General features: G+C 46.1%; 8 protein-coding genes, 1 pseudogene and 1 riboswitch. Of the genes and pseudogenes, 4 read left to right on the top strand and 5 right to left on the bottom strand.

Annotated features, from left to right (window positions below):
* The first annotated feature begins 23 nt into the window (after positions 1–23).
* Positions 24–141, top strand: a riboswitch (SAM riboswitch).
* The 3 genes from metX to PHILAsVB114_RS04400 all read left to right on the top strand — a co-directional run bounded on the left by metX (position 120) and on the right by PHILAsVB114_RS04400 (position 4,059).
* Entirely contained in the window at positions 120–1,256 is a 1,137-nt protein-coding gene (metX, locus tag PHILAsVB114_RS04410; RefSeq protein ID WP_236850860.1) for a homoserine O-acetyltransferase MetX, read from the top strand. (Overlaps the previous riboswitch by 22 nt.)
* 107 nt (positions 1,257–1,363) lie before the next feature.
* A complete protein-coding gene (locus PHILAsVB114_RS04405; RefSeq protein ID WP_095698173.1) occupies positions 1,364–2,995 on the top strand; it encodes an RNA polymerase sigma factor in 1,632 nt (543 codons plus the stop codon).
* A gap of 23 nt (positions 2,996–3,018) precedes the next feature.
* Complete coding sequence (locus tag PHILAsVB114_RS04400; RefSeq protein ID WP_095698172.1) at positions 3,019–4,059, top strand: hypothetical protein; 1,041 nt, start codon at positions 3,019–3,021, stop codon at positions 4,057–4,059.
* A gap of 10 nt (positions 4,060–4,069) precedes the next feature.
* Here the strand turns inward: PHILAsVB114_RS04400 and PHILAsVB114_RS04395 are convergent, their stop codons facing one another.
* Both PHILAsVB114_RS04395 and PHILAsVB114_RS04390 read right to left on the bottom strand, forming a co-directional pair.
* On the bottom strand, positions 4,070–5,485 hold the full coding sequence (locus tag PHILAsVB114_RS04395; protein WP_095698171.1) for a cytochrome P450: 1,416 nt from the start codon (positions 5,483–5,485) through the stop codon (positions 4,070–4,072).
* A gap of 54 nt (positions 5,486–5,539) precedes the next feature.
* Positions 5,540–5,758, bottom strand: coding sequence for a DUF7455 domain-containing protein (locus PHILAsVB114_RS04390; RefSeq protein WP_095698170.1), 219 nt, complete (start codon positions 5,756–5,758; stop codon positions 5,540–5,542).
* A gap of 210 nt (positions 5,759–5,968) precedes the next feature.
* On the opposite strand from PHILAsVB114_RS04390, the gene PHILAsVB114_RS04385 reads away from it, so the two are divergent.
* The gene (locus PHILAsVB114_RS04385; RefSeq protein WP_095698169.1) at positions 5,969–8,050 is read left to right on the top strand and encodes a DNA gyrase/topoisomerase IV subunit B; all 2,082 of its coding nucleotides are present in this window, start codon (positions 5,969–5,971) and stop codon (positions 8,048–8,050) included.
* Here PHILAsVB114_RS04385 and PHILAsVB114_RS04380 read toward each other — a convergent pair.
* The 3 genes and pseudogenes from PHILAsVB114_RS04380 to PHILAsVB114_RS04370 form a co-directional block, all read right to left on the bottom strand.
* Complete coding sequence (locus PHILAsVB114_RS04380; protein ID WP_095698168.1) at positions 8,047–9,156, bottom strand: hypothetical protein; 1,110 nt, start codon at positions 9,154–9,156, stop codon at positions 8,047–8,049. The two genes, PHILAsVB114_RS04385 and PHILAsVB114_RS04380, sit on opposite strands and share 4 nt — an antisense overlap.
* A gap of 9 nt (positions 9,157–9,165) precedes the next feature.
* Positions 9,166–10,764: an ABC-F family ATP-binding cassette domain-containing protein gene (locus tag PHILAsVB114_RS04375; protein ID WP_095698167.1), complete on the bottom strand. Its 1,599-nt coding sequence runs from the start codon at positions 10,762–10,764 to the stop codon at positions 9,166–9,168.
* 58 nt (positions 10,765–10,822) lie between these two features.
* Positions 10,823–12,331 (bottom strand): annotated as a pseudogene (locus tag PHILAsVB114_RS04370) (DNA gyrase/topoisomerase IV subunit A); the annotation flags it as partial.
* Between the last annotated feature and the right edge of the window lie 2 nt (positions 12,332–12,333).

The raw sequence follows: 12,333 nt of genomic DNA, 5'->3' as shown, positions 1-12,333 counted from the left end.
GTGCTTTGTTACCCTTGCCAATAGGTCACGAGTTCTAGTTATAGCCCCAGCTTGCTAGACGGCAACCCTCCACCGCGGCGGGGTGCTCTGGGTGAAGACCTGGCAGGGTTACATCTGATGTGGCTGCTGCAAGTGCGTCGAAGGAATTAATTACTGTGTCTATTCAAAAGAAATCACCACACGATCGTTATGACGTCACGGGTGCATGGCTTGAAGGCGATGATGTGGGCGATCGCAAATTTATAAAAATCGGAGATCTCGAATTAGAAAGTGGCGAAGTCCTGCCCGATGTCACCATCGCCTACCAATCGTGGGGCACATTAAATGCTGCCCGCGATAATGCAATTTTAGTAAATCATGCAATGACTGGTTGGTCTGATGTGCCGGGATGGTGGCCATCGATGGTGGGGCCTGGGCTGCCACTAGATACAGATAAGTATTTTGTTCTCTGTCCTAATGTCATTGGTGGATGCCAAGGAAGCACAGGGCCATCATCGATTGCACCAGATGGCGCGCGTTGGGGATCTCGTTTTCCATCGGTGACTATTCGAGACATGGTCGCAGGCGAAATAGCATTTTCAGATGCAATCGGAATTAAGAAATACAAACTTGCACTGGGGCCATCCTTAGGTGGAATGCGAGCCCTGGAATGGGCTGTGATGCATCCAGAACGCGTGGGAGCAATTTGCACAATTGGTTCATCAGCAGTTGCAACTGGGGATCAAATTGGAACTGCAGCGATTCAAATCAGAGCCATCAAATCTGATCCGTTTTATAGTGGTGGTGATTATTACGATAAAGATTGCGGACCTGTTGAAGGTATGGGAATCGCTCGTCGTATTGCACACCTGACCTATCGCACAGAAGCTGAAATGGATGTGCGCTTTGGTCGCCAATTACAAGGCGATGACACAGGTCGCTTTGCTGTTGAGTCATACCTTGATCACCAAGCCACAAAGTTGGCCACGCGCTTTGATGCCAATACCTACATCGCACTTACAGAGGCGATGAATTCTCATGACATTGGCCGCGAACGCGGGGGCGTGGGCCCGGCTCTTGAGTCCATCATCGTGCCCGTCATGGTTTTATCCATTGATACCGATCGACTCTTTCCGCCACGGCTGCAGGCAGAGATAGCCGAATTAGCCCCGCATGCGGCCCCTGTGGAGACGATTACGAGCCCATTTGGCCACGATGGCTTCCTAGTTGAGGTCGAATCTGTGGGCGCTGTGGTGCGTAAAGCGCTCGCGCTATAAGAAATTAGGTCGAATGTACGTTTTTGGATGTGCAATTTAGCCTGTGGACAAATTATAATATACCCATCGCCTCTTCGGCTTCGAAGAGAAAAAACAAAAGGACAATTGTGGCTGTATTTAGTGCGCTCAAAAACAGGGGCAAGAAGAAAGCAGTAGCGAAAAAGAGTGCTGCGAAAAGCAAACCTGTAAAAAAAGCTCCGGCAAAGAAAGTTGTTGCTAAAAAAGCGCCAGCGAAAAAAGCTCCAGCTAAAAAAATTGTTCCAAAAAAGATTGAACTCAAGAAAGATCTAACCGCAAAAGATGTGCAGGCCATTGTTGATGCTAAGACAATTGCTACGCGCCAAAAGGAAGTACTTGCAGAACTGGAATCTCGCGGTGTGACATCCATTAACCGCATTCCAAAGAAGAGTGATAAAGATTTAGTAGATGAAGCACGTGCGCTCGCGGTCACTGTGCCAGTTGCAACTGAAAAATTACGCAAGGCCGGACTCGGTTCGCCATTTCGTATGCTCAAAAAAGTTGAACTAGAACTCATCGCCCCACCTGCACCAAAGGTTGTTGCGCCAAAAATTGATGCTAAAACTGGTAAGCCTGTAGTTGTTAAAATTGACGGGCAAGAAGTTGAAGTAGAAGAAGTAGACCTCGAAGATGTTGAATCTCTTATCGCTGAAGCAGTTGAAATCATTGACTCTGAGGCTGAAGATAAAGGCAACCAACCACGAGTTGTTGACCTCAAGGCAGAAGATGCCACTGGCAATGAAGAAAATGCCTTCACATTAAAGGCCTCTGAAGAAGATGATGCGCCAGCACAGACTGTTATGACAGCTGGTGCGACGGCGGACCCAGTTAAGGATTACCTCAAGCAAATCGGTCGTGTGGCACTTCTAAATGCCGAACTCGAAGTAGAGCTCGCAACTCGCGTTGAAGCGGGATTATTTGCTGAATACAAGCTATTTACTGAAAAGAAGTTGGATAAGAAACTCAAGCGTGAACTCGAATTCATCGTTGAAGATGGAAAGCGCGCAAAGAATCACCTGTTAGAGGCAAACCTTCGCTTGGTGGTTTCCCTTGCAAAGCGTTACACCGGCCGCGGAATGCTCTTCCTTGATTTAATTCAAGAAGGAAACCTCGGACTTATCCGCGCCGTTGAAAAGTTCGACTACACAAAGGGTTATAAGTTCTCGACATATGCGACGTGGTGGATCCGACAAGCAATCACTCGTGCGATGGCAGATCAGGCTCGCACAATTCGTATTCCAGTACACATGGTTGAAGTCATTAACAAGTTGGCTCGTGTGCAACGCCAGATGCTTCAAGACTTAGGTCGCGAACCGACCCCAGAAGAGCTCGCACGTGAATTAGATATGACACCTGAGAAAGTGGTGGAAGTACAAAAGTACGGCCGCGAACCAATCTCACTTCACACACCACTAGGTGAAGAAGGAGACTCTGAATTCGGAGATCTCATTGAAGACTCTGAAGCAGTTGTTCCAGCCGATGCGGTCTCATTTACATTGCTGCAAGAGCAGTTGCACTCAGTTCTAGATACTTTGTCAGAACGTGAAGCAGGCGTGGTTGCGATGCGCTTTGGCCTAACAGATGGACAACCAAAGACCCTTGATGAAATCGGCAAGGTATACGGCGTTACTCGCGAACGTATCCGCCAGATTGAATCAAAGACAATGTCTAAATTGCGACATCCTTCACGCAGCCAGGTGCTGCGCGATTACCTAGATTAAAAACTAGAGAAAAGAAGATGTTGATGCGCCGCTTAAGTTACTTATTAGTGGCCGTTCTTCTTGTTACTTCCGCACCTTCTTCGTGGGCTGCAGCAAAGGCAGGGGCTAAGTGCACGACTAAAGATTTGGTAGTGAAGTCCGGCAAACAGAGTTTGGTCTGCAAGAAAAGTGGCAAGACTCTCAAGTGGAGTGTTCAAAAATCCGGCGGTGAGCAAAAACCTTCAAACCCAGGTACGGGTGATTCCCAACTCTCTGCGCTAGAAGAGTACGCAAAGAAGTTAGTTGCGCAGAGAGTTCCAGGAGTACCAAAGCTTAAAACTTCTTTGCAATCACCCGATGACAAAGCAGTAATTCAAATGACGGAAAACGCGCAATATGCATTTTCGGTTTACGAAAGTATTGCCCCACTTGGGTACACACCTCAATGGATTATTGGTGAAAAAGAATCGTGGGTTAAAGACAAGCTCACAGCAAATAACTGCACAAATATTGCCAAATTCATTAGCCCAAATCAGGGAAGCGCCGGATGTGAACTAGCAGTGGTCTGGCGTGCACCTGATGTTAGAAATGATCTCATCATGCAAAACACCATGTTGATTCAAGGCGGACACGAACTTTTCCATCTGTACCAAACTCAACGCTGGGGTCAATACTGGGACAGAGTTCCAGATTGGGTACGTGAAGGCTCAGCAAACGTGGGCATGAACATAATCCTTGCCAACTTCGATGGCGGTAAATCCTTTGCCAATTATTCAGTTGCAAGAAAAGTTGAGATGAGCCCAAGGGATAAAGCAACGTGCGAAGCTTCCTTGCAAAAGTGGGAGTCAAATAACACTGCAGAAGGTTTTGGAAATAATAAAGGCTGTGAATATGGTCTTGGTTTGTTGATGAATGAGTTTTTAATTACCAAAGGATTCACCCTCAATGACACGCTTGGGATGATCGGCTTAATCGGATTAGGAACAGATTTTCCAACAGCATTTGAGAAGACTTACGGCATGAGTACAGCCAAATACTTCTCAGAGTTGCGTGTGTATTTAAAGACTCAAAATTACGGCTGGTAGCCAAAAGTAATTAACGAGCGGTAACTCGAGCTCTTACTCTGCCCTTAGGGCGATATGTTGCTCGAGGTTGAGCCTTTGGAAAATCACCATCTAATCTGAAGTTCTTTGCAACCATCATCAGAATTAAACGCGCTTCAGCAATTGCGAAATATTCACCAAGACACTTGCGAGTACCCGCACCAAATGGAAAATACGCACCGCGAGGCAAGCTCTTTTCCAGGTTGGTATTGAGCCAACGAGATGGATTCCAAGCAAGTGGATTGTCAAAATAATCTGAATTTCTGTGGGTGACAAATTGGCTCACCAATACGTGTGCACCCTTAGGAATACTTATCCCGTCAATGACGCAATCCTCTGTCGCAATACGAGGTGCAATCCATACTGGTGGTGCTAAGCGCATCGTCTCCTCAAAAATTGCTGAAGTAATTGGTGAGCTCGCTTCTAACTCTTGATATGTAGGAATACGTTTTTCAGTGATCCACGCAGCGCGATCGGCCTCAGCTTCTAACTCTTTTCGAACCTCAGGATTTTTCGAAAGGTATGAAAATGCCCAACTCATGACATTGGCGGTGGTTTCGTGTCCGCTGAGAATAAGAGTTAAAACTTCATCTCTAATGTGCTCGATTGAGATGTGATCTCGCATCTGAAGCATGATGCCCAATAAATCATCATCCTTATTTTCACCGCTTTGTAAGCGCTTATTGATGATGGCTTCTGCGGTATCAACTAATTTATCTGATGCGACTTCGAACTCCTTGAAATACTTGATTGCAGATTTATCAAAGCGCTCAAGTCCAGGCAACATTGTTCGTTCAATACGGTCAATTGCTACTTCCATGGATTCGGCAATGATCTGGGTATATTCATGTGAATCAAGACCGAAGAGGCAACGAGAGACGATTTCTAAGGTGAGCTCCATCATTTCAGGAGCAATGTCTACAGTGCTTTTTTCTTTCCAGGCTTCTGTGTGCTCAGTAATGAGATTGTGCATGATTGCAACGTAGGCATCTAGATTTCCGTGATGAAATGGTGGCTGCATCATGCGTCGGTGTGCAAGATGAATTGGCTCTTCGTTAGTTAATAGTCCTTCACCCAATACCTTGCGCATGCGTGCAAATCCAACGCCTTTTACAAACTTGTGCTGCTGGGCAACTGTTACTTCATGGACGGCAGATGGGGAGAAGAGTCCGATAAATAGCCTGCGGGAGAGAAAGAATGAACATGCGTTGCCATATTTTTTCTGCATGGATAACAAAAAATTCGGCGTATCGATAATAAAAGTTGGCGTAAGCAGATCTGAGAAAATTGGTTTTGGACCAGGCAGGCGTGAATCGCCTTGCCACTGCTTGCGCAGAATCGGCGCAGGAATGGCTGTGTACTCAGAGGGTCTAGGTGCTGAGAAGGGTTTATCGAGCTGCATTGCCATTGCCCAAGCGTATTGCTTAGGGCAGATTAGTTAAATGAAAGTGGGGAAAATCTTTTAATTAACAGCAGGGGATTCAACGAGTTTTGATGTCTCGTCTTGAATCTTTGCTGCGATGGGACGAATCTTTTCGGCGTATTCCTTGCCGTGGTGTCCACAGAATAAAAGCTCTCCACCAGAGAGAAGCAGGGCGCGAACATAGGCCTGTGCTCCGCAACGATCGCATCGGTCAAGGGCGTTAAGAGGTACTGCTTCTAGAATCAATTGTTCTGACATATCTCTCTCCGTTCTCAATCGGGAAGTGGTGGGTGATGCTCTTTATATGGAACATCAAACCATGTCTGGTTATTCCCCGCTCGTTAATATTGCATATTTAGGCGTAAATTTTGTGTTAATTTGATGAGAATCACCTGTGACCGCACCTTCTGAAGCATTTGCGGCGAGTTACACGCAGGTTTGAGGTATTGAAAGATAACCTTTGCCACCGTGGCCTCCAAGAATATTGATGCAAATATCTTGCAGGAGAGCTATACCGCAAAAGATTTAGCAGTCCTTGAAGGATTAGACGCAGTTCGCAAACGCCCCGGAATGTATATCGGTTCAACCGATTCGCGTGGCCTTATGCACTGCTTATGGGAAATTATTGATAACTCAGTTGATGAAGCACTCGCTGGGCATTGTAAGAAAATTGAGATTAATCTTGAATCAGATGGTTCTGTAGAAGTACACGATGATGGTCGCGGTATTCCAGTTGATAAAGAACCAAAGACTGGTCTTACTGGTGTTGAAGTTGTTCTAACAAAGTTACACGCAGGCGGTAAATTCGGTGGCGGTTCTTATGCGGCCTCCGGTGGTCTACACGGCGTTGGCGCATCAGTTGTTAACGCACTTGCAGTTCGCCTCGATGCCGAAGTTGATCGCGATGGCAAGATTTATTGGATGTCTTTTCAACGCGGTGTTGCAGGCATTTTCGATGGCGATGGACCAAAGGCAGAGTTCACACCAAAATCTGGATTACGCGTTATTGGCAAAATTTCAGCCAAGGTCACAGGCACCCGCATTAAGTGGTGGAGTGATAAACAGATCTTCTTAAAAGAAGCCGAACTTGACCTTGAAGATGTATATGCGCGTGCTCGTCAAACATCTTTCCTTGTTCCGGGATTAACTCTTACAGTCAATGATAATCGCACTAAAACAAAGACCACAGAATCTTTTTATCACAAGGGCGGAATCTCCGAATACTGCGAATTCCTACAACCTGATCAGCCAATAGGCGATGTCATTCGTATTTACGGTACTGGCCACTATCAAGAGACAGTTCCTGTCCTCGATGACAAGGGCCATATGGTTTCCACAGAAGTAGAGCGCGATATGGAAGTTGATATCGCCATGAAGTGGGGCAATGGCTTTGATAACACTCAGCGCTCATTCGTAAACATCATTGCAACACCCAAGGGTGGAACACACGTTCTGGGCTTCGAACGAGCAATTACCAAGGCATTTAATGAAGCGCTTCGATCCACGAAAACATTGAAAAACAATGAAGCAGATGTTATTAAAGATGACATCATGGAAGGTTTGACCGCAGTTGTGACAGTTCGCATGTCAGAGCCACAATTTGAAGGACAGACAAAGGAAGTTCTTGGAACGGCTGCTGCCACACGAATTGTTTCAGCTGTTGTGGCAGATAAAATGAAAGAGTTTTTCAACACCACGCGCCGAATTGATAAGGCCAATGGGCGTTTAATTCTTGAAAAGGTTGCCGGAGCATCTCGCACCCGTATTTCGGCCCGCGCCCACAAAGATTTGCAACGTCGAAAGAATGCTTTGGAATCCTCATCCCTTCCAACAAAGCTCTCTGATTGTCGATCAGAGGATGTTAATCGCACAGAGTTATTCATCGTCGAAGGTGAATCCGCACTCGGCACCACAAAAGCTGCACGCAACTCAGAGTTTCAAGCAATCTTGCCTATTCGCGGCAAAATCTTAAATGTGCAAAAAGCATCGCTGTCACAGATGCTCGATAACTCAGAGTGCGCATCCATTATTCAAGTAATCGGTGCAGGCTCTGGAAAATCCTTCGAATTAGATGAGGCTCGATATGGTCGCATTATTTTGATGTCAGATGCGGACGTTGACGGCGCGCACATTCGTTGTTTATTGCTCACACTCTTGTATCGATACATGAAGCCGATGATCGATGATGGTCGCGTCTTTGCAGCAATCCCACCACTGCACCGCATTGAAACAATGGGCGCTGGCGGCAAAAAGGGTGAATACATCTACACATACTCAGATGATGAGATGCGCAAAGTAACGGGGGATTTAAAGAAGGCTGGAAAGAAGTGGAAAGAACCAATCCAGCGATACAAAGGCCTTGGCGAGATGGATGCAGATCAGTTGCGCGAGACCACTATGGATCCAGATGCACGCACACTTCGCCGCATCACAATTAAGGATGCCACAGCCGCTGAAGCAATGTTTGAATTGTTAATGGGCAACGATGTTGCACCGCGTAAAGAGTTTATTTCTACTGCAGAGATTGATCGCGACAGGATCGACGCTTAACCCTTATATTCCTTAATAATTGTTCGAGAAATAATCGGAACAGCATCTACCCACTTGATTCCATAAGCCTTTTCAAAGGCTTGGTCATAGGAATTTCCTTGAGCAATGAGATTGATCAGATCCATTGTGGCTGCAGGACCTTTTATGGCTGTGAGAATTTCAGTAACCGCACAACCAATGTCATACACGCGCCATCCTGAATATTTCTCCCACGGACTCCAATCAGTCCAACCTGGCGGATTGATAAATTCTTCTAACCAGGCTTGTGTTAACCAATCACCTTTTGTTAAATCTTGAGTGCGAAGATCTCGCTCAATTCGATATGAGTTATATGTTGCATGGAAAATAGATGCTGCCTGTGAAAATGTGGCGCCACCTTCTGTATACCAGCGGGGGACCATCGCCCAATTGCTGCTTGTTCCAACACTTGGGGCCTGCTGAAGGTTGTGAGTGTATTCATGAGCTTCAAGTGTTCCATTTTTGTGAATTGAATCAGTTGGTGGTGGATTTTGCACACCGAATAGAAGAATTGCCACACCATCTCTGGTGGTTCGAGCAGATGCGCCTGCGCAATCTAATTCCGCTCTGCAGTTGCGGTCCACTCCATCAGTGAGGTTTCTTTGTTCGTTATTTGATAATTCATTGAGCTTTGCCTGTGCCCATGCAAGATCTTTAAATGTGTAGTACACAAGGTTCACTTCTGCAGGTGCTTTTGCAGTTGGATACAAACGTGAAACCAATTCCATGGCTGGCTTGGCGCGATCATTGAGAATTACTGAATTTGGTCCGATGTGAATAACCAAATTTGGTGCCTTTGCCGTACTAGTTGCTACAACCTGTGAACTCTTTTTCCACGCCCAATAGGCAACAGATTTAGCGTTTTGTTCTACATCTGCAAATGACGTGGGCGCTTTTGGTTCAACACCTTTGCTCCAAGTTAGTTTTTTGCCACTTTTAACACATGTGTATGTCAGTCCTTGATCCACTATTTTTGCTTTAGCAGAGGTGCACTTAGCGCCAGATTTAATCGCTGCATGCGTAGGGGAAACACCTGTTGCCAACAAAGCAATGGTTAGTAGTGCAATAGCAAAACGTTTGTAGGACATAGCCCTAGATTAATCGATACTGACCAAATCAAAATAGTCGTCTTTCCATAAATCTTCATCGCCATCAGGCAGCAAGATGACTCGTTCAGGCTTAAGGGCTTGAACTGCGCCTTCATCGTGAGAGACCAGGATTACTGAGCCTTGGTATTCAGATAGGGCTGCAAGGATTTCATCACGAGATGCCGGATCTAAGTTATTCGTTGGTTCATCGAGTAACAAAACATTGGCAGCGCCAACAACTAGAACAGCTAGTGCTAAACGAGTTCTTTCTCCACCGGACAAAACCTTGACCGGTTTGTGGACGTCATCTCCGATAAATAAAAATGAGCCAAGGACGTTGCGTGCTTCTGGCTCTCGAATATCGGGAGTTGCAGACATCATGTTTTCTAATACGGAGCGTTCAAAGTCGAGGGATTCGTGCTCCTGGGCGTAGTAACCAATCTTTAGGCCGTGACCGGCAATTACTTCGCCAGTATCTGATTCAAGTTCGCCTGCCAAAATACGTAGCAACGTTGTTTTGCCCGCACCATTTAGGCCAAGGATTACAACGCGAGAGCCTTTATCAATTACAACTCCGACGTCTGTAAAGATTTCAAGTGAGCCATATGACTTAGACAAATCGTGGGCAGAAATTGGAGTCTTGCCACAAGGTGAAGGAGTTGGGAAACGTAGTTTTGCCACTTTGTCTTTCACGCGAACATCTTCAAGGGATGATCTAAGTTTTTCTGCGCGACGTAACATGCCTTGTGCTGCAGTTGCTTTGCTTGCTTTAGCGCGCATCTTCTCGCCCTGCTTTTGCAAGATCTCGGCACGCTTTTCAGCATTAGCGCGCTCTTTTTTACGGCGGTGCTCATCTTGTTCGCGTTGTAATAGGTATTGCTTCCAGCCAAGGTTATAGACATCGATAACGTTACGGTTGGCATCGATATAGAAAACCTTGTTGACCACTGTTTCAATTAAGTTCACATCGTGGGAGATAATTACTAGCCCACCAGAATACTTAGTTAAGTAATCGCGGAGCCAGATGATTGAATCAGCATCTAAGTGGTTTGTGGGCTCATCGAGTAAAAGAGTTTCAGCACCACTAAAAAGGATGCGCGCTAATTCAATACGGCGGCGTTGACCACCTGAAAGGGCTGCTAACTCTTGATTAAATAAGTTCTCCGGAACACCGAGGGATGATGCAATTGCTTCGGCTTCAGCAGTTGCGGCATAACCTCCGGCAGCACTGAATTCTGCTTCGACTCGTCCATAGCGCTCCATAGCTTTTTCGAGTTCATCGCCTTGAGTTGTAGACATCTCTTCTTCAACTGATCTCATGCGCTTTGCGATTGCATCTAATTCACGAACGGACAAAATACGATCGATAACACTTCCTTGATCTTCACCGGTGCGTGGATCTTGGGGGAGGTAACCAATTTTTCCTGTGCGGTTAACCGCGCCTCCAGCGGGCATAGTTTCACCAGCTAATACTTTTGCAAGAGTTGATTTACCGGCGCCATTTCTGCCAACGAAACCGATGCGGTCACCATGATTAATTCGAACAGTGACGTTATTTACTAAGAGTCTGGCCCCAGCGCGTAACTCGAGACTTTGCGTGGAGATCATTTAAGTAATCCTCCCACAGGAGGTGCGAAAGTAAGAAACTTCAGGCAGCGCCGATGCGTGTGCGACGAGGGGTAGCAAATGCTTTGGCCACAGCATCTAACTCTGTCGACACCTGCTTCTTAATTGCATCCTCTGATTTCAAAAGTGTATTAAGGGCAGCAATTGTGGATTTGAGTTCTTTTTGTTCGGTCTCAAGTTCGATTTTGCTCATCTTGGTCAGACGACGAAGTGGCATATCAAGAATGTATGTGACTTGTTCGTCATTGAGTTTAAAGCCCTTGATCAAAGCATCCTTTGCAATGCTTGCATCATCTGATGCACGGATAATTTTGATGACCTTGTCGATATCGATAATCGCTTTAAGTAGACCATCGACCAGAGTTAAACGCCCACTTGCTTTGGCTTTTCTAAACTCAGAGCGGCGACGAACAACTTCGATGCGGTGATCGATAAAGACCTGCAGTAGTTCTTTCAGGCCAAGTGTCTGCGGGCGACCCTTGACCAGTGCAACTGCGTTAATAGCAAAGGCATCTTCCATGGGAGTTAACTTAAATAGTTGCTCAAGAACTGCCTCTGGTTCAAATCCATTTTTTAGTTCGATGACAACGTTTGTGCCTGTTTGTCCATCAGTTAAATCAATGATGTCTGAGATGCCTTGAATTTTCTTAGCCTTAGCAAGGTCTGCAATACGTTCAACAACTTTTTCTGGCCCGATGGTAAATGGCAACTCTTTGATAGTGATGCCCATCTTGCGGGTTGTGACTTTAGAAATCTCAACAGTTGCACGGACCTTAAAGGAACCTTTGCCCGTTGAATACGCTTCGCGAACGCCTTCCAGTCCAACTAATTCTCCACCTGTTGGAAAATCTGGACCAGGAATAAATTTCATGAGCGCTTTAACTGTTGCAGTTGGGTTTTCAATCAGGTGCTTAGTTGCTGCAATTACTTCACCTAAGTTATGCGGCGCCATATTTGTCGCCATACCCACTGCAATTCCAGAACCGCCATTGACGAGCAGGTTTGGATAAGCCGCAGGCAATACTTGTGGTTCAAAGATCTGTCCGTCGTAGTTAGCACCAAAATCAACTGTGTCTTCATCTGTTTCGGCAACCATTGTCAGCGCTGCTTGTGCCAAGCGCGCTTCTGTATAACGCATTGCTGCCGGACCAGCATCTAATGAACCGAAGTTTCCGTGACCATCGATTAGTGGCAAACGCATAGAAAAAGATTGAGCCATACGAACGAGTGCGTCATAAATTGCGCCATCACCGTGAGGGTGTAATTTACCCATCACTTCACCAACAACACGTGCACTCTTCACGTGACCTTTATCGGGACGCAATCCCATTTCTGCCATCTGGTGCAAGATGCGACGGTGAACAGGTTTTAAACCATCGCGTGCATCAGGTAATGCGCGAGAATAAATTACAGAGTAGGCATACTCCAGAAATGATTCTGACATTTCAGATGAAACATCGATATCAACAATCTTGCCGGGAAATTCACCTGGTTTAGGGCCAGCAGGTTTTTTGCCCTTGGGCGGAGTCTTCGTAGCCATGGGGGCGATTG

This window comes from Candidatus Planktophila limnetica, assembly GCF_002288365.1.
Classification (GTDB): Bacteria; Actinomycetota; Actinomycetes; order Nanopelagicales; family Nanopelagicaceae; genus Planktophila; species Planktophila limnetica.
Note: the sequence above shows the minus strand (reverse complement) of the source record. Positions and strands in the feature narration are given on the sequence as shown.

What these genes read in the sequence shown, in the direction of transcription:
- PHILAsVB114_RS04375 (WP_095698167.1), bottom strand. Translation starts at nt 10,764, where the DNA reads ATGATCTCCACGCAAAGTCTCGAGTTACGCGCTGGGGCCAGACTCTTA.
- PHILAsVB114_RS04395 (WP_095698171.1), bottom strand. Translation starts at nt 5,485, where the DNA reads ATGGCAATGCAGCTCGATAAACCCTTCTCAGCACCTAGACCCTCTGAG.
- PHILAsVB114_RS04380 (WP_095698168.1), bottom strand. Translation starts at nt 9,156, where the DNA reads ATGTCCTACAAACGTTTTGCTATTGCACTACTAACCATTGCTTTGTTG.
- PHILAsVB114_RS04390 (WP_095698170.1), bottom strand. Translation starts at nt 5,758, where the DNA reads ATGTCAGAACAATTGATTCTAGAAGCAGTACCTCTTAACGCCCTTGAC.
- PHILAsVB114_RS04400 (WP_095698172.1), top strand. Translation starts at nt 3,019, where the DNA reads ATGCGCCGCTTAAGTTACTTATTAGTGGCCGTTCTTCTTGTTACTTCC.